This is a genomic window from Anaerobacillus sp. 1_MG-2023 (assembly GCF_030547345.1).
GTDB lineage: Bacteria > Bacillota > Bacilli > Bacillales > Guptibacillaceae > Guptibacillus > Guptibacillus hwajinpoensis_B.
In genome coordinates, this window is the sequence record NZ_JAUORD010000002.1 from 236,210 (window position 1) to 254,067 (window position 17,858).

General features: G+C 39.2%; 19 protein-coding genes and 1 riboswitch. Of the genes, 15 read left to right on the forward strand and 4 right to left on the reverse strand.

Features of this window, described 5'->3' with window-relative positions; all coding sequences use genetic code 11:
* Window positions 1-138: 138 nt before the first annotated feature.
* The 4 genes from Q4550_RS05000 (at window position 139) to Q4550_RS05015 (ending at window position 2,807) form a co-directional block, all read left to right on the forward strand.
* A complete protein-coding gene (locus tag Q4550_RS05000) occupies window positions 139-894 on the forward strand; it encodes an NUDIX hydrolase (RefSeq protein ID WP_303530782.1) in 756 nt (251 codons plus the stop codon).
* A 191-nt stretch (window positions 895-1,085) separates the two neighbouring features.
* Window positions 1,086-1,622, forward strand: coding sequence for a GNAT family N-acetyltransferase (locus Q4550_RS05005; protein WP_303530784.1), 537 nt, complete (start codon window positions 1,086-1,088; stop codon window positions 1,620-1,622).
* Window positions 1,623-1,737: 115 nt separating this feature from the next.
* A complete protein-coding gene (locus Q4550_RS05010; RefSeq protein WP_303530785.1) occupies window positions 1,738-2,085 on the forward strand; it encodes a DUF805 domain-containing protein in 348 nt (115 codons plus the stop codon).
* A gap of 161 nt (window positions 2,086-2,246) precedes the next feature.
* Window positions 2,247-2,807, forward strand: coding sequence for a GNAT family N-acetyltransferase (locus Q4550_RS05015; RefSeq protein ID WP_303530787.1), 561 nt, complete (start codon window positions 2,247-2,249; stop codon window positions 2,805-2,807).
* A gap of 88 nt (window positions 2,808-2,895) precedes the next feature.
* Here Q4550_RS05015 and Q4550_RS05020 read toward each other — a convergent pair whose 3' ends face one another.
* Window positions 2,896-3,699 carry an SDR family NAD(P)-dependent oxidoreductase gene (locus Q4550_RS05020; RefSeq protein WP_303530789.1) on the reverse strand — a complete coding sequence of 268 codons (804 nt, stop codon included), beginning with the start codon at window positions 3,697-3,699 and terminating at the stop codon, window positions 2,896-2,898.
* A 360-nt stretch (window positions 3,700-4,059) separates the two neighbouring features.
* On the opposite strand from Q4550_RS05020, the gene Q4550_RS05025 reads away from it, so the two are divergent.
* From Q4550_RS05025 to Q4550_RS05040, 4 genes are all read left to right on the forward strand, one after another.
* On the forward strand, window positions 4,060-5,316 hold the full coding sequence (locus Q4550_RS05025) for a Y-family DNA polymerase (RefSeq protein ID WP_303530791.1): 1,257 nt from the start codon (window positions 4,060-4,062) through the stop codon (window positions 5,314-5,316).
* Window positions 5,317-5,330: 14 nt separating this feature from the next.
* Window positions 5,331-5,660, forward strand: a complete 330-nt coding sequence (locus tag Q4550_RS05030; RefSeq protein WP_303530792.1) for a YolD-like family protein — start codon at window positions 5,331-5,333, stop codon at window positions 5,658-5,660.
* Between the two features lie 159 nt (window positions 5,661-5,819).
* Window positions 5,820-6,659: an alpha/beta fold hydrolase gene (locus tag Q4550_RS05035; RefSeq protein WP_303530793.1), complete on the forward strand. Its 840-nt coding sequence runs from the start codon at window positions 5,820-5,822 to the stop codon at window positions 6,657-6,659.
* Window positions 6,660-6,852: 193 nt separating this feature from the next.
* A riboswitch (SAM riboswitch) is annotated at window positions 6,853-6,956 on the forward strand.
* A gap of 70 nt (window positions 6,957-7,026) precedes the next feature.
* The gene (locus Q4550_RS05040; RefSeq protein ID WP_303530794.1) at window positions 7,027-8,322 is read left to right on the forward strand and encodes a Na+/H+ antiporter NhaC family protein; all 1,296 of its coding nucleotides are present in this window, start codon (window positions 7,027-7,029) and stop codon (window positions 8,320-8,322) included.
* An 87-nt stretch (window positions 8,323-8,409) separates the two neighbouring features.
* Here the strand turns inward: Q4550_RS05040 and Q4550_RS05045 are convergent, their stop codons facing one another.
* Window positions 8,410-9,087 (reverse strand): hypothetical protein, encoded by a 678-nt coding sequence (locus Q4550_RS05045; RefSeq protein ID WP_303530796.1) that lies wholly within the window; start codon window positions 9,085-9,087, stop codon window positions 8,410-8,412.
* 293 nt (window positions 9,088-9,380) lie between these two features.
* Here Q4550_RS05045 and Q4550_RS05050 point away from each other — a divergent pair, with 293 nt between their 5' ends.
* From Q4550_RS05050 to Q4550_RS05060, 3 genes are read left to right on the forward strand one after another with little or no spacing between them, the layout of a single operon-like run.
* Entirely contained in the window at window positions 9,381-11,003 is a 1,623-nt protein-coding gene (locus Q4550_RS05050; RefSeq protein WP_303530798.1) for an SLC13 family permease, read from the forward strand.
* Between the two features lie 32 nt (window positions 11,004-11,035).
* A complete protein-coding gene (locus Q4550_RS24560) occupies window positions 11,036-12,271 on the forward strand; it encodes an MFS transporter (RefSeq protein ID WP_303530800.1) in 1,236 nt (411 codons plus the stop codon).
* A complete protein-coding gene (locus Q4550_RS05060; RefSeq protein WP_303530803.1) occupies window positions 12,268-12,699 on the forward strand; it encodes a GNAT family N-acetyltransferase in 432 nt (143 codons plus the stop codon). Before Q4550_RS24560 ends, Q4550_RS05060 begins: the two co-directional genes overlap by 4 nt.
* 47 nt (window positions 12,700-12,746) lie before the next feature.
* Here Q4550_RS05060 and Q4550_RS05065 read toward each other — a convergent pair whose 3' ends face one another.
* Both Q4550_RS05065 and Q4550_RS05070 read right to left on the reverse strand, forming a co-directional pair.
* On the reverse strand, window positions 12,747-13,208 hold the full coding sequence (locus Q4550_RS05065) for a hypothetical protein (RefSeq protein ID WP_226615440.1): 462 nt from the start codon (window positions 13,206-13,208) through the stop codon (window positions 12,747-12,749).
* A gap of 90 nt (window positions 13,209-13,298) precedes the next feature.
* On the reverse strand, window positions 13,299-13,838 hold the full coding sequence (locus tag Q4550_RS05070; protein WP_303530804.1) for a P-loop NTPase family protein: 540 nt from the start codon (window positions 13,836-13,838) through the stop codon (window positions 13,299-13,301).
* Window positions 13,839-14,158: 320 nt separating this feature from the next.
* Here Q4550_RS05070 and Q4550_RS05075 point away from each other — a divergent pair, with 320 nt between their 5' ends.
* From Q4550_RS05075 to Q4550_RS05090, 4 genes are all read left to right on the forward strand, one after another.
* Window positions 14,159-14,722, forward strand: a complete 564-nt coding sequence (locus tag Q4550_RS05075) for a M15 family metallopeptidase (RefSeq protein WP_303530806.1) — start codon at window positions 14,159-14,161, stop codon at window positions 14,720-14,722.
* Between the two features lie 17 nt (window positions 14,723-14,739).
* Entirely contained in the window at window positions 14,740-15,222 is a 483-nt protein-coding gene (locus Q4550_RS05080; RefSeq protein ID WP_303530808.1) for an NUDIX hydrolase, read from the forward strand.
* Window positions 15,223-15,504: 282 nt separating this feature from the next.
* A complete protein-coding gene (locus Q4550_RS05085) occupies window positions 15,505-16,878 on the forward strand; it encodes a hypothetical protein (protein ID WP_303530810.1) in 1,374 nt (457 codons plus the stop codon).
* A gap of 28 nt (window positions 16,879-16,906) precedes the next feature.
* Entirely contained in the window at window positions 16,907-17,836 is a 930-nt protein-coding gene (locus Q4550_RS05090) for an aminoglycoside phosphotransferase family protein (protein WP_303530812.1), read from the forward strand.
* Window positions 17,837-17,858: the final 22 nt, after the last annotated feature.

The following is a 17,858-nucleotide window of genomic DNA, read 5'->3' on the forward strand; positions in this document are numbered from 1 at the left end:
AGATATGTGAATGGAAACGTTGATGAAAAAATAATTGTAGTCAATAGTAATAATGCTAAAATAAGGAAGAGGATTTTTTCTGAAAAAGAAGTTTATCTATCCAGCTAAAGATAAGTCTCTTTTTCAGAGATTGTTGTTTTGAAAGAATTTTTGTATAAAGCAGCACACTTAGCTGATTGGAGCGGAAATCCCTCCGCAGCAACAATGTTTACAAAAACAGCTAAAGAAAAAAAGCGAGGGTGTAAAATGGAAAGTGAACAAGTAAGGATATTTAATGAGAATAGAGAAGCGATCGGCATCGCATCTCGAGAAGAGGTACATAGAAAAGGTTACTGGCATGAGGTTTTTCAATGCTGGTTTGTGCGAATCGAAAATGGTGTTAGAAAGATTTACTTTCAGCTTCGAAGTGATCGGAAAAAGGATTTTCCAGGGCTATATGACATCACAGCGGCTGGCCACTTAATGGCTGATGAGTCTGTTGAAGACGGAGTGAGGGAAGTCGAGGAAGAGCTCGGAATTGGTGTTTCCTATAATGAATTGACCCCGCTAAAGGTCATAAAAGCTTCGATTAAAAAAGACCACTTTTTTGATAATGAAATCGCCAATATCTTCCTCTATGAGTGTAATCAGCCATTAGAGAAGTTTAAACTTCAAAAAGAAGAAGTTTCTGGAATCGTACAAGCTGATTTTGATCAATTTTATAACCTTTGGTTGGGAGAGCGGGATGAAGTGGATGTAAAAGGATTTTGCTTGAATGACGATGAAGAGAGAATAAATGTGAATGAAAAAATCAATAAACTTCATTTTGTACCACATGAAGTCTCTTATTATCAATCGGTTGTGAAGGAGATAGAAAAAAACTTCACACAGAGCGAAGATCATCTGAGGAGGTAAAAGGGGTCTCTAAAAAGAATCGGATAATGCTGTCTTATTACTTCATTCTTTGGTTCTTCATAAAGTAGGGTCCAGCCGAGCCAATGGTAACTTGTTTTCCCTACCTTCAGGCTTGTTATTGGGAGTAAAGATTAAAGTTTATGCAACGGGAGAAATGCACCACTAAAATCGATCAAGTAGGAGAGCAGAATATGAAAACAAAAACCTTACCTTTTGTTACGATTAGAGAACTATCTCTTTCAGATGTTGAAGATCGCTATCAATGGTGCCTGGATCGAGACGTAACAAGGCATCTGAACATGCCGGCTAAATATCCTCCTTTTACACGAGAAGAAACAATGAACTGGATTCAAATGTGCATCAATCGAAAGAACGGGTATGAACAAAGAGCTATTGTAACTGGTGAAGGTCAACATATTGGCTGGGTAGACTTAAAGAATATTGATCAGTTAAACGGTCATGCAGAGCTAGGGATTGCTATAGGTGATAAACGCTATAGGGGGAAAGGTTATGGGATGAGCGCCTTAAAAGCTATGCTTCATTTAGGGTTTACGGAACTTAGTTTAAATAAGGTCTGGCTAAGAGTAGAAGTAGATAATGATAAGGCAATCAAGTCTTACAAGCAGTGTGGCTTTGTGGAAGAAGGGATATTGCGTGAGGATCGGTATAGAGAAGGAAAGTATGTGGACCGGGTTAGAATGAGTATTCTGAGAAGAGAAGTTAATTAGCAGATTTTATATCCAATTATTGATTTGTTTACCTAATATTGTTAGCCTTTATGTTATACTATTTTGTATGAAAAGGTACTAATCTACTAAACTTATTCGCTAAAGGAGAAGCAGTATGAACTGGTATTTGAAAGTATTAAAGAATTATGTGAATTTCCAAGGAAGAGCAAGGCGTAAAGAATATTGGATGTTTACTCTTTTTAATGTTATTTTTTCTATTGTCTTAACGATAGTAGAGTCTCTAGCTGATATTTCCCCATTTTTGACAAGTATTTATTCATTGTTCATTATTTTACCATCGCTTGCTGTAACTGTGCGAAGATTGCATGACACGGGAAGAAGCGGTTGGTGGGTGCTCATCGGACTTATTCCTCTAATTGGTAGTCTTGTCATTCTGGTCTTCACTTGCTTAGATAGCGATGTAGAAGAAAACCGTTTTGGGAAAAATCCGAAAGTAGTATAGTTAGCTAAATTTCAATTATTCTGATCTCATTTGAACCGCTAATCTCCTTGATTGGCGGTTCAAATTCTAGTTGAAGGTGAAAAGTTAATCGCTTGTTCCAGCTTATTTGTAAATCTCCTTCTTTTTGAGGGAATGTCTTTACTTACGTCGGAGGGGTAGAAATGAATCCAATCTTAATGGAAATTGAAACAGTACTTGAAACAGAACGATTAATATTAAGAATGCCTGAATACGGGGATGGTAAAATAGTTAATCAAGCCATTCAATCTTCTATAAGTGAACTGAGGCCCTGGCTTGGCTTTGCTAGAGAAACGCCGACTCCGGAGGATACAGAGATTAATACACGAGAGGCACATATTAAATTCCTAAAGCGTGAAAGTTTAAGATTCCTGGTGTTTTTGAAAGAAACAAATGAATTTGTTGGATCCACTGGGTTTCATAACATTGAATGGGATGTTCCAAAGCTTGAAATTGGGTATTGGGTTGCTACGAAGCAAAGTGGTCATGGCTATATGACTGAGGCCGTTCAGAAACTTACTGAATATGCACATCAGGACTTGAAGTGCAGAAGGGTCGAGATTAGATGCGATCGAGAAAATGAGCGAAGTCGTGCAATTCCAGAACGATTGGACTATGATTTCGAAGGAACTCTCAAAAACGAAGATATGTCGATCGACGGAACACAGATAACAGATACTTGTATCTACGCTAGTATTATTTAATGGCTTCGTGAATGCTCAAATAAAAGATGACTCATGCTTTCTTCAAGCATGAGTCATCTTTTATTTGTAGATAATTTCTCCAAAGCACCTAGCGCATAACGCTTCCACCTGAAATTTTGAGCGATTCGCCAATAATGTTTTCTGACGCATTTGAAAGAAGGTAAATGATGCTATTGGCGACTTCTTCAGGCTGCGTAATTCTTCCAGATGGCATTGCTGCTTCTACAGCTTTTAATTCTTCCTCAAAGCTTTTATTCTCTCTCGCCCCTTTTGAAGCAATACTGTTTCGCCCCATTTCTGTATCAACGAAGCCGGGACATACTGCGTTAACTCTAATTCCATCACGGATAGCCTCGTGGGCAAACGACTGCGTGAACCCAGTTATAGCAAACTTTGAAGCGCTATAGGCCGTGTTACCAAAAGTTCCTCTAAGACCTGAGAGAGAAGAGAGGTTTACAATCGCCCCTTTCTTCTTATCCGCACGCATTCGCTTATACACAAGTTGAGTCAGTAAAACAGTCGAGGTATAATTTAGCTCCATTACTTTGCGAAGATCTTCTTCTTGTAATTGATCAAGCGTATTGCCGCCGCCAATTCCTGCTGAGTTAACTAACCCCGTTATGCTTCCGTTATATTTAATCGCACTTTCGATAAGGGTATAACGATCTTTCTCATTGTTTAAATCAGCGGGAAGAACAGCAACCTTTGCTTCCGCGACTAACTCTTCGCACTCCTGTTTCAGCTGAGTTAATTTATCCTTATTTCTTCCAGTTATCGTAATCGTAGCACCGGCTTGTACGGCGGCTTTTGCTGTTTCATATCCAATACCACCCGTGGCTCCGGTAATAAGAATGTGCTCGTATTTTAATGTATTTTCCTTATAAATGCTCATTCTATTCCCTCCTTTAATCTTCTAAGGAACTTTCCCGAATAAGAAGCATTAAAACCTCAGATTAGCCGTTTTCAAGGGAAGAAATATTACAAGGGAAGAGTATAATGAAGCAACTACAATTGAATAAAATTAAGATGTGATAGAGGAATAAACAAAATCGTGAATGATCACATGAAATAAAATGTTCAGTTTTTTTACGTGTGACTAGACATTGATGTCCCGGTATTACTCCTTCTTCATCGGTAAGTGCTTTTATGATTGGAAGAAAGTACTTATTGTGAAGAGAACGTATATTCGGTTAAAATACGGGTATATATAAAGGGAACAAACGTTCTTTCATTTAGGAGAAGGGGGATACAAATGGATTATTCTAAATTTCCAAAGAAAACAATCCTATGTATTGATATGAAAAGTTTTTATGCAAGTTGTTCAGCAGTAGAGATGGGGCTTGATCCACTTACGTGCTATCTCGCGGTTGTTGGTGATACCGAGCGACTGGGAAGTGTTGTGCTGGCGGCGTCTCCGGCATTAAAAAAGGAATTTGGAATACGAACAGGGAGCAGACTATTTGAAATTCCAAATAACAAAAACATTCATATCGTTAATGCGAGAATGTCTTCATATTTAAAACAATCAATGGAAATAACGAGGCTTTTTCATCGTTATGTACCATCAGAATGTATCCATACGTATAGCGTTGATGAATCGTTTTTGCAGGTTGATGGGACAGAACGACTTTGGGGGAACAAATTTGAAGTAGCTCACAAGATCAAAAATGAAATAAGAGAGACATTCGGATTACCATGCGCCATAGGGATCGGGCCAAATCTTTTAATGGCAAAGCTTTGTCTTGATCTGGAAGCGAAAGAAAAAGGGATTGCAGAATGGACTTATGAAGATATTCCTAAAAAACTCTGGCCGCTTTCCCCGCTAAGCCAAATGTGGGGTATTGGGTCGCGTGTGGAGCGAACGTTAAATCGCATGGGGATTATGAATGTAAAGCAGCTTGCGCATTATCCGCTACATCTACTAGAAGAAAAATTTGGTATTATGGGAAATCAGCTCTATCATCATGCGTGGGGCATCGATCTTTCTGAAATGGGTGCGCCGATTATGCAGGGACAGATTAGCTATGGGAAAAGCCAAATTTTGTTACGAGATTACCATGACGAAAAAGACATTCAACACGTCATTCTTGAGATGAGTGAAGAAGTTGCAAGACGTGCGAGAAAAGCCCGGAAGGCAGGGCGTACGATTAGCCTTGGGATTGGTTATAGCAAAGAAGAAGGCGGGGGTGGCTTTCACCGTTCAAGGAGTATCCACAGCCCGACTGCTATTACGCTCGAAATATACAATGTATGTCTTCAGTTATTTGAGGAGTTTTTTGAAAGAAAAACGGTTCGTAAGATTTCCATTACCCTTTCAAATATTTGCAATGATGAAGAAGTGCAGTTGGACTTATTTAATGCGTCACGCCCAAAGCAGCGGGATCTCGGATATGTGATGGATTCGATCCGGGAGAAATATGGCTCAGATGCGCTGCTTCGTGCCGTTTCATACACAAAGGCCGGTACGGCACTGCATAGAAGTAAACTTGTGGGTGGTCATAAAGCATAGAAGGGGGAAGAAGCGTGATACGTGATCGCGGAAATATAAAATGGACGTCAATGATGTTACCTGAGCATGTGAAAGAGCTAAGAGATTGGAAAACCGAAGAAAAAAGAAGTGGAAAGCCGGTACTTGATGAACAAAAAATGGCGGAAATGAATGAAACGATATGTGAAGCAATGGCCGTTCACAACTCGCTTTGTTTTCAATATTTTAGCGGAGGTGAAACGAAAACTCTCTTTGGATATGTGCACTATGTAGATCCACTTACGAAAGAACTGCGTATTATTGACCATAATGAAAAAAGGACAACGATAAAGCTGCTGGACCTTGTGCACGTAGAGTTAGAATGAAAAAATGGAATATCCTCTCGGTTGTAAAAAAGTTTTTCATTTCAGGATTGGGGTAAAATAAGTATAAAGTCAAACCTGAATAAGTGAGACCATCCTTTCTGGTTAGAAACGAAGAGTAAATCAGATCAGGTGAATTTAAAATCCGGAGTGAGATGAAAGATGCTATTAGCTCAAAATCTTAAACAAAATACGGAAAAGATCAAAGGAATTGATATTCACTATGAATACTATAGAAATGACACAGCCGTCGATCGGCCAGTATTAACGCTTCTTCACGGTTTTCTATCGTCGAGCTTCAGCTTCAGAAGATTGATACCATTATTAACAAAGGCATATACTGTTGTTGCCATTGATCTTCCCCCGTTCGGAAAAAGTGAAAAGTCTAATCGTTTTGTCCACTCTTATCATAATTATGCGGAAGTGGTGGTTGAACTTTTAGAAAGGCTTTCAATTGATCATACTGTTATGATCGGCCATTCTATGGGTGGGCAAGTAGCAATGAGAGCCTCGGCTATGAAAGATGATCTCGTTAGTAAGAATATTTTACTGTGCAGTTCAGGATATCTTGAAAAGGCTAAACAGAGTCTAGTGTATACATCGTATTTACCTTTTTTCTCGGTATACTTGAAAAGGTGGCTTTATCGAAAAGGTGTCAGAGGAAATTTGCTTAATTGTGTTTATGATCCTTCCCTTATCGATGAAGAAATGATGGATGGATATATCCAACCTTTCTTCAATGAGGGTATCTTTCGGTCATTAGTTAGGATGATTCGAGATCGCGAAGGAGATTTGTCAGAAGCTGAACTAAATCAAATTCATACACCTAGCCTACTAATATGGGGAGAGAACGACAGAGTTGTGCCTTTGAAAATTGGGAAGCGTCTCAGTAACGATCTCCCAAATGCTAAACTGATCATCTATGAAAAAACTGGTCACCTTCTACCAGAAGAAAAACCGGCATCGATTATGAAGGATATTGAGTGGTTTTTGGGAAAATAAAGATTGATCTAATGCAAAAATTGGTAGTCATACAAAGCTTGAACCAGACTAGTTAATCAGGTAAACTCCTTTAAGGATGAGGAGTTTATTTTGATGCAGTTAATCAAAGTTGACTCATCAGAATAATGCGTGATAAAGTAAAGCTCGTTATGAAAAAGTAAAATGAAGCATGCGCTCATTGATAATTGTATATTTCTTATTAAGAGAAGTGGAGGGACCTGGCCCAAAGAAGCTTCAGCAACCTCTGATCATCAGAAAGGTGCTGCTTCCAGCAAGAGAAATCTTGAGAGATAAGTGCAAAAGCCTTCTTCTCTTGAAGTGGGCTTTTTTTATTGAGACAGAATAAAAGATGAAGGAGACATGAATAATGGAGAAAGAAATAAAGGGGAACGGCCTGGCTTTACTTCCTCTTGGAATATTTATTGTGCTTTTTATTGGTACAGCTATCATAACAAAGGACTTTTATAGTATGCCTGTTATTCTCGCTTCTCTAATTGCGGCGGGCGTAGCTCTTTCGATGAATCGAAAAGAAAGCTTTATGAAAAAAGTGGAAGTGTTTTGTCGTGGAGCAGGTAATACGAATATCATATTAATGATTTTAGTCTTTTTACTGGCTGGGGCGTTTGCCGGAACAGCTGAAAAAATTGGAGCAGTAGATTCGATTGTTAATTTAGGTATATCGATTCTACCAGCTAATCTTTTAATCGTAGGTTTATTTGTTATTGGCTGTTTTATTTCTATTTCGATGGGTACATCGATGGGAACAATTGTAGCACTTGCTCCCATTGGAATTGGAATTGCAGAGCAAACCGGAGTTGCCCCGGCGCTGGCTTTATCAGCAGTCATAGGTGGGGCAATGTTTGGTGACAATCTTTCTATGATTTCAGATACTACAATTGCGGCAGTACGCACACAAAATACGCAAATGAAAGATAAATTCAAAGTAAACTTTTTTATAGTCTTGCCAGCTGCTATCGTAACAGCCATTATATATGGTGCTTTAACGATGGGAGAGCAAGCAACGGTTGGAGGAGAACACGCATTTAATTTCGTTACAATTATTCCTTATTTAGGTGTACTGATCGCAGCGATCGCTGGTGTTAATGTTCTTATTGTACTTGTAAGTGGTACCTTATTTGCTGGGATTGTAGGTTTATATAACGGAACATTTGGAATGAGTGGACTGATCTCCACGGTTACAGAGGGCATAAAAGGGATGGAAGACCTTGCCATGATTGCTCTTGTCATCGGAGGGATGATTGAAGTCATTAAGCATAACGGAGGAATACAATACGTATTGGACAAAATCCTGAGCAAAGTAACTTCTCGTAGAGGAGCAGAGTTTGGTATCGCCGGTCTCGCAAGCGTGCTTGATTTATCAACAGCTAACAACACCATTTCGATCATAATGGGGGGGCCACTTGCGAAAAACATTTCCGAAGAATATGGGGTAGACCCACGAAAGTCTGCTAGTATTCTTGATATTTTCTCAGGTAGTATACAGGGCATGCTCCCATATGGGGCACAGGTGCTTGCAGTAGCAGGTCTTGCGTCGATTTCGCCACTCGCTCTACTACCGTATTCAATTTATCCAATCCTCATTGCTATTGCAGGAATTATTGCGATTTTCATCAACTATCCCTCTTTTTCGAAAAAGGGCTAAAGTGATAGTGAACAGAATCTTGAATTAAAATTTGATATGAGCATTTAAAAAGCAGCTAGCTCAAATTGGGCTACCTGCTTTTTTTTATTATCCTTCGATTTGTTTTTGAAGATGCACAATTCGTTGAGGAAGAATGTACAAGTATTCAATAAGTGAATCTAGTAAGTCGATAATTAAGTTGGCCGTTTCTTCACTTGTAGCTTTCTCAAGACAAAGGAGGTGATTTAAATTACTACCTTTGCCTAGTAGGTGTCCTAGTTTTACAATTGGTTCTTCTAAATCAATCTGCTTAGCAAGTGTTTCTAGCTGTTTAGAAAGTGGCTGTCCTAGCTCATTTTCAGAAAGAAAACTACCTGTAATGCTCTCAAGAACACGATTAGCCATTACAGCCGTTGCAGTCCAATCCTTCATGTTATGTACATTCACTGCTGAGCGATAAACACGCTCAAGGTCATCGGGTAATCTAGCTGTGCTAGTCAGTCTGCCGAGCGGCTCTCGTGTAAAAGAGGTTTGATGCACGAAAAGCTCAACTTCTTCTCCGCGATCATTATGGGACGTTTTAATGAGTATGAAAAGCACAGCTTCTTTACAAATAGAGCAGCGAGAAAGCGTGGAGAACACAGCCTGATTAATTTGGTAATCGAACTTCAGTTGAAATGAAGCGTCGTTTCCACATTCTGGACATTCTGTATTAGCTGATTTTGGAAGCTTTGTTTGTCCGTATTTCACAACCGAATTAATAGTAGTCTGTTGTATCTTTCTCATCATATACCCCCTGGATCGATTTTGAGCAACTTGTTGTGGATTGTGTATCTATTCTTACATTTAATCATTGAGTTTATTTATTTTGAATTATAAAAACATATCATCAACTTATAATTTTCGCCCCTAATGGAAATTTAAGGGGGTTTGAAATGAATTACTTGTATGGAAATGGAAAAACGAATCAAAAGTCCTTTCTTGAAAGAGAGTAATAAAGTACCAAAATTGTGAATTTATTGACAGATGTGGCGAGCGAATTCTACACTATAGTTTAATGAACGATAGGAGGTATGACTATGGAACAACACCTTTGGAACCAATTATGGAAAGAACATGATCGAGCAAAAGATCTCTTAACATTCGCTTCTTCACACACGCCGGAAATCCCTTCAAAAAGTTCTCAAAAAAATCCAGGTTATGCATCTGGACCAGATCCTGCTTATGATAAAAGGAAACTGACGGGGTTGATCCTCGGACCGGTCCTTTTTCTTAGCATAATGTTGTTTTTTAATCCAAATGGTCTTTCAGAAGCAGGCTTGGCCATCTTAGCAAGTACGGCGTGGATTGCAACGTGGTGGATTACAGAAGCCATTCCGATACCAGCAACGTCTCTTTTACCATTAATTTTATTTCCACTAACGGGCGGACTTAAAGGTGATTTAACAGCATCAGCGTATGGCGATAACACCATTTTTCTCTTTATGGGTGGTTTTTTGATCGCGCTTACAATGCAGAAATGGCATTTACATAAACGGATTGCTCTTTTCATTATATCAGCAATAGGAACAAGTACAGAGAGAATTGTACTTGGCTTTATGATTGCAACAGGCTTTTTATCAATGTGGATCTCAAACACGGCAACGGCTATGATGATGGTGCCAATTGGGCTGGCCGTGATTTATCAAGTATCCGAGCAGCTTGATATGAAACAAGAAGAAGGTGCGCCGCAATTTAATTTTGGGAAAGCCATTATGCTTGGTATCGCGTACAGTGCCTCAATTGGTGGTCTAGCAACATTGATTGGAACACCTCCTAATACCATCTTTGCAGCCGTGGTCAATGAGCTATATGGCATCGAGATTTCATTTGCCCGCTGGATGATGTTTGGCGTACCTCTAACTGTTCTTCTTTTATTCGGCTGCTGGTATTACCTTGTGAAAATGGCATTTCCGATGAATGTTAAAGAGCTGCCAGGCGGGAAAGAGGTGATTAATAAGGAGAAAGCGGATCTTGGGAAAATGTCTATGGAAGAAAAGGTCATTATGGTGGTTTTTTCTTTCACTGCGGTTGCCTGGATTAGCCGTTCCTTTGTTTTAAGTGAGCTTAATCCGAATATAAATGACACTGTCATCGCGATGACTGCAGCGCTATTACTTTTTCTTATACCTGCCCCTTCGAAAAAAGGTGCCTTTCTTTTAGATTGGGATACAGCAAAAGGATTACCATGGGGAATCCTTCTATTATTTGGAGCCGGACTCGCCATAGCTTCTGGCTTTCAGGAGTCAGGACTTGCAAACTGGATTGGGGAGCAATTAACGGTTCTTGAAGGCATTCATCTGTTCGTCATTTTACTACTTGTCACATCGCTTGTTATTTTCTTAACGGAGATTACATCAAATACGGCGACGGCGACAATGATGTTTCCAATCATGGCGTCTCTATCATCCGCGATCGGAGTTCATCCTTATGCTCTAATGATTGGGGCAGGAATTGCGTCAAGCTGTGCTTTTATGCTTCCGGTTGCAACCCCTCCGAACGCCGTTGTATTCGGGTCAGGCTATTTAAAAATCCCAGATATGGCGAGAGCAGGTTTCTGGCTAAATCTAACATCTGTCGTCATCATTACTCTGGCGATTTATTTTTATATGCCAGTGGTGTGGGGAATTGATCTCACTCAAATTCCCAATCAGTTAAAATAAAAGTAAGATAGAAAATTGAAGGTGATGATCAAGTGTCAGTTGTTCTAAATAACAATCAGCCATATAAATCAAAAGATGCGGGTTTCTGGCGGGCGACGGTTAGTCTTGGATGTGGAGCATTATTAGTCTTTTCGGCACTTTATGCTTTTCAACCATTGCTTCCAATATTTGCGAGTGAATTTCATTTAACGGCAACAACGTCAAGCTTACTTATGTCTATGCCCGTCATCACGATGATACCGGGACTTCTTATACTTGGCTTTGTTTCAGACCGCTATGGGCGAACAGTAGTGATGAAAATATCGCTCCTTTTTGTCCTTAGTTCATTACTAATAATGCCCTTTATGAATTCATTCCTTCTTCTGCTCATTATTCGATGTATTGAGGGATTCTTTCTTGCAGGTATACCGGCATCGGCGATGGCTTATCTTGCAGATGAAGTAGCTCCAAGTAACGTAGGACTTGCTACGAGCATTTTTATTGCGAGCAATGCAATGGGGGGGCTTAGTGGACGAGTCGCAACAGGATATTTGACTGACTTATATAGTTGGCAAGTAAGTTTTATCATCCTTGCAGGGTTTGCTATTATAGCAATCATTTGCTTTTATTGGCTCCTGCCACCCTCTCGCTTTTTTAAGGGGGGAAATAGCAGTGTTATAAAGGATATGAAAGGAATGTTTGTACATTTAAGAGATCGTCGACTCTTATCGCTATTTACGCTTGGCTTTCTTATTCAAGTGATCTTTACGGGCGTGTGGACATATTTGCCTTTCTTCCTTAAACAAGATCCATTTTCTCTTTCGTTAAAATGGATCTCCCTTGCTTATTTTGCGTATATTCTCGGAGTAGTTTCACCACCAATTGCAGGACGAATTTCATCTCGCATTGGCTTACGGCGCACGATGGTAACGGGCCTATTATTATTAACGTTAGGAGTTGGCATTACACTATATCAAGAACTAACTGTGGTAATGATTGGGCTTTGCGTTATTTGTGCAGGGTTTTTCATTTCTCATTCGATGGCATCAGCTTCTGTTGCAAAGACGGCAGAGCATCATAAGAGTGGGGCATCTAGTTTTTATTTGATTAGTTACTATGCCGGGGTAGCAGCAGGTAGTTCGGGCGTTGGTATCCTATGGGACGGTTTGGGATGGATAGGGGTAGTGAGCTTACTTATTTTTATTTTGCCGCTTTTATTATTATTTTCACAAAAACAGGTTTCAAAAAGATATCATTATGAAGACTTACGAGGAGAGAAAGCACGATGAACATTAGAAGGGCTAGAAAAGGTGATGAGGAATGGATTACTTATTTGCTTTCAGAAATGGGGTATGAGACGTCTGTATGCGAAGTGACGGAGCGTCTAAAACCAATTTTGTCAGATCCTTTGTACGTCACGCTTGTTAGTGAAAAACAGGAGTCTTTGATTGGACTGCTGGGAGTGCATTATGAACGATCTTATGTTGCTAATATTCTTGTTGCAAGAATTATTACAATGGTAACGGCAAAAGATTATCGGCAGCAGGGAGTTGGGAAGACTCTGCTTTTGGAAGCAGAAAATCTGGCTCGTGAAAAGGGTGCCTCAACCATCGTTTTAAATAGTGGGAATCGGGATGAAAGGAAGTCTGCCCACCTTTTTTACGAAGCGTGTGGGTTTACGGGGAAATCCACGGGGTTTTATAAATCGATAGATTGATAATAGGAAAAGCCTGCCATCTTTAAAAGGTGGCAGGCGCTTAAAGTTTACTTTCTAGTAAATCCTTCTTCATCAAGATATTGGATCGCTTCGTTACGAGAAGGGAATGTACCATCAAGGATATCTCCAGCATAAACATTCCATAGTTCGAGCTCAGGCTCATACATTAATTCCAGAGTTTGATCTTCATCGTTTACCCAAACTTGGATCTCAATATCTGAACCAGGAAGAACAGAAAGCGATTGAATGGATTCACCTATGATTTTACGAAGCTCGTTGCTTGAGAAATCACGGATATTAACCATTCCTCTTTCATCTAATGGATACCCTTCAATAAGGTCACCAAATACATAGCCGTTGCCATTAGGGTGAAGATGATAAACAACATTTTTCTTATCAATAACCGCTTCTTCATAGTGAAAATTCACACGTCCAAGAGAAACGTCTTTTCGTGTCAGTTCAGGAAAGGATGATTCAATAATTTCTAATTTTTCTTCAAAAGTTAGCATAATGCCTCCATGTGCTTCAATAGTCTTTCTATATTCATTTTGAACAGGAAACTTCCAATTCAAACATACTGCACCTTATCTTATCATGGCTTATGACAAAATTGTATGCTTTGAATGAAGTTCATGAAGAAAATTAGCGATATCTGCTTTGTTTTTTAAATGTATTATGGTTTTATCGGGGGAAGTTTGTTCTAACTGTTCGAATCTACTTCTCATTTTTTCTTTACGAGGATAATAGGTCGTCCAAATGAAAGTTAAAAAAGACCAATCCACTTTCTCTTTACACCCTTTGCCCATATCAGGACGAGTTTGACCGATATGAGTGACCCATCGTTTTAGCACCCTGTAAATGCAAAGCCATCTCGGAACATCTAAGTAAATAATCGTATCAGCTCGTGCAACCCGAATATCGTAAGAATTGCTATAATTCCCTTCCATGATCCATTTTTCAGTCATAGCAATCTTTTGCTGGGTATCACGGAATTCGACAAGACTTGTTTCCACCCAATTGGGCTTCCAGAAAAGGGTATCAAGATGATAAACTTTCAAATCTAGAATTTCACCAAGGCGACGGGCGAAAGTGGATTTACCCGCCCCGCCGGAAGAGCCCATTACCATAATTCGGTTCATATCCTTGCTCCTTCCAGTATTATACACTACTAAAGTTTACCAAAAATTAACGTAAGCAAACAGGCCTAACGAATGATGAAGAGCAGAAGAGGACAGTTGTTTATCGAATGGATCGAAAACCCAAAAAAATGTGAATAAGGCAAAAGATGAGCAGCTTACAAACCATTATTTCTTTAGGAAAACAGCTTGTTTAAAAAAATCTTCCTTGTGACGCAGGTATTACAGACAAGTAGCTTAATGAAGCGAACGTCCGTATTAATCTATATCAGATTGCTATGTTATGATCAAATGACTAGATTAGTAATGTGGGAGGTTTTGTTATGAAACGTCGATCGAAAAATCTTATAACCTTCCTTTTTATAATAGGAGTCGGTATCTTTTGTATCTATATAAGTGATGATCTTGAAAAACAATTCATAAAGAAGGATGTGCCCTTACCAACTGATCTTCACCCAAAGGTTAATGAAGCAAGAAAGGCGTTGATGAATCGAGCTGCCGAAGCTGGAATAGAAATTGTGATAACCGCTGGGCATCGAACGAAAGAAGAACAGGATGCTCTTTATGAAAAGGGACGTTCTACTGGGGGCCAGGTGGTGACGAACGTAGCGGGCGGCGGTTCCTATCATAACTACGGACTAGCAATTGATTTTGCATTAAAGTTAGATGATGGTGACGTCGTTTGGGATATGAAGCGAGACGATAATGGCAACGGGAAGTCAGATTGGATGGAGGTTGTTGACATGGCGAAAGACCTTGGTTTTGAATGGGGAGGCGATTGGAGTAGCTTCAAAGATTATCCTCATCTTCAAATGGATTTTGGTTTCACAATGCGAGAGTTAAAGAATGGTCATAGGCCAGATGAGAGTGAATATGCGACAAACTAGCTTAGAGTGATATGGTTATGAGAACAAGACAGGCTGTGGGGGCTATCGTAACGTATAAGCACCGTTTTTTGATCGTTCATAAAACAAAGATGAATACCAAAGCTGGACAAGAGTCTCAGGGTGAAACGTGGGATTTCGTTAAAGGTGGAGTAGAAGACGAGGATAGAGACGTTGAAGCTTCGATTAGAAGAGAATTGCTAGAGGAAACGGGATCAGTAAAATACAAGCTGATGAAGAGGTTTGATGAATCGATCACATTTGAATTTCCAGCTGAGGTTCAATGTAAAATTGGCTATCACAACCAGGTTATCCCCATGTTTCACTATGAGTACGAGGGGGATGAACAGGATCTTAGCCCGCTTGATAAGGAAATTGATCAGCTGCGTTTTGTTGGTGAAAAAGAGTTATTGCTCATGCTTAAGCACCCTGAAACACAGGAGTTCATTAAACAGGCTAACTTCGAACGAAAAAATAGTAAGGATTTTAAAAAAGAGGTTTAGGTATTTGGAGAAGGGGTAAATTCAAACTAACATAATTTTCCCCCTTTTGTACCGTCCGTTAAATCGGGCGGTACTTTTTTTGCTAAGAGTGCTTGAAAGAGAGGGAGTGTAAATCTTTCTAAAATGGAAATGTAAATGATGAGACATAAAACTCTTAGCGGTTGAAACTTTCTAAATTCTTGAAAATTCCAGCTGTTACCGATAGGATAAGAACAGCAACCAAACAACAGGGAAGTAGACGAACTTAACCTTTTGCCGTTCGCTATTGGATAGGAGAATATCATGTGGAACCGTAATTTTACTCAGTATTTGTATGTATTTTATTTATTTGTTTTTCTATTGGATGTGATTTACCTTTTCTGGTCTAATTCTTCCCTTTATACCGTAATTGGCTTGTTTGCAATTATAATGATTGTCATTAATTTTAAGGAAGCCGATCGTGTATTTAAAATACTTGGCATCATCCTTCTATCCGCGGGGGCAGTTTTCTATTTATCTAGCAATGAGTCTATCACAAAAATCCCCTCCTTTTTTGCGGGAAATATAGGATTGCTTTTTCTTATATCGATGCTTCCATGGATGAATACCGTTGTTAAAGCTGGGAGATATAATAAGCTACTACAAACGTTATTGGGTGGCAATGTGAAAGGGATGGGAGAATTATATGTGCGTGGAGAAGCGACTATGGTTTCTCTCGCTGCATTTTTAAATCTATCGTCTGCTACCATTTCTCAAGACCTCTTAAAAAAACAGTTGAAGAATGCTAACACAAACGTTAGAAATAGCTTTATAGCAAGGTCTACTTTGAGAGGATATTCACTTGCTCTGCTATGGAGTCCGTTAGAAATATTGTTAGCTACTTCGATTTTTATTACGAATGCCAATTATTTAGAAGTATTACCATGGATGTTACTTATTGCTTTTCTTGGTTTTGCGATCGATTCGAGTATTGGAAAAATCATCTTTCGAAACGAAGTCGTTGAAGAAACTGGGGCTTCTACGAATTTGAGAAAGGGAAGTCGGAAGAAGTTAATTCAATTTATTCTGGCGCTTGTACTGTTCTTAATCGTGGTTGTATTTTTAACCAATGTAGTTCAGTTTAACTTTTTGTTTGCTGTAACGATCGCTCTGTTCCCGTTTGCTTACATTTGGGCGGTACTCCTGAAACGAAAAAGAAGCTTCCTTAAAATTGGCTGGCCAACTTGGAAAAGACAAACCAATCATTTACATAATTTTATTGTTTTACTACTAACCCTCTCTTTTTTTACAGAAACGTTAAATGGTTCTCCGTACTTACGGTATTTACAGGACCCTCTTGTGGCATTAGAAGGGCATCAAGTTTTTATTATGCTTTTCATTCAGGCAACTTTTCTTATCATGACACTATTAGGCGTCCATCCCATTGCAACAATGGGAATCTTTGGTGGGGTAAGTGAACTATTATTAAACACTTTTCCTTCTGTGACGTTAACGCTCCTGCTTGCAAGTAGCGCGATTGCTACCGTTCCTTCGGCTCCTTATGGGCTTATTGTTACACTCACTTCAGTTGGATTAAAAATGAATCCTTATAAAATCGTCTTAAAAAACATCCCATATAGTTTGATGTGTGGCTTTATAGGCGTTTTGATCGCTTATCTCACTTTATTTCTTTACTAGAATCATTGTGAAGATTAGGAGGTGCAAGGTGAAGTTTCAAAAGCAGTTTGTGCAATTGGTTCGTCTTTATTGTAAGGAAGAAGGAGAAGCATGGCTACAGGAGTTACCTGGAATCATCCATTACTGTGAACAAAAATGGTCAATGAAAATGGAAAACCCTTACCGTCTCTCTATTAATTATGTTGCCCCTGCTAAGCTTAGGAACGGAAAAGAAATAGTGGTGAAAATTTGTATACCAGGAGCTGACTTTCTTAATGAGCTAGAATCACTACGTTTATTTAAACATCACGGGATAGTGAAGGTCCTTGACTATGAAATAGAAAAGGGAATTCTCATTTTAGAGAAATTGTCACCTGGATATACGTTAGCTGAAATAGAGGATGACGAAACAGCCTGTTATTTAGCAGCGCAAGTTGTTCAAAGGCTTTCCCTTCCTGCTCCAAGAAACACTCGAATTCAAACGACGAGAGCAAGGGAAGAGGAGCTTCGAGATACGGTCAATCGTAATGAGAAAGGATACGGTCCGCTTTCCCAACATGTGCTCGTAAATGCACTAAGCATTTTTGCTAAGCTGAATCAAACAATCGCTCAATATAAGTTGCTTCATGGAGACTTTCATCATTATAATGTACTGGCTTCAGAACAGGGAGATTGGGTTGCGATTGATCCAAAGGGATTAATAGGTGAAGTAGAGTATGATTTGATCCAATTTCTTTTAAATCGTCTTCCTGATAAAGGGGTTTATGAAGTAACGAAAAAGCGGATAGAAATTTTAACAAATGAACTGAACCTGAATCTAGAGCGATTCTTTTTGTGGGGATATTGTCATGCCGTACTAGCGACAGCGTGGACAGTCGAAGGCATGAGCTATAGTAGCTGTTTTTATAGGATGATTTCTATTTTTGAGAGACTATATTTTGAATATTACGGAATTGAAATAGGGTGTTATGTAGATTAAGTAGTGATAAACAATGTTGCTT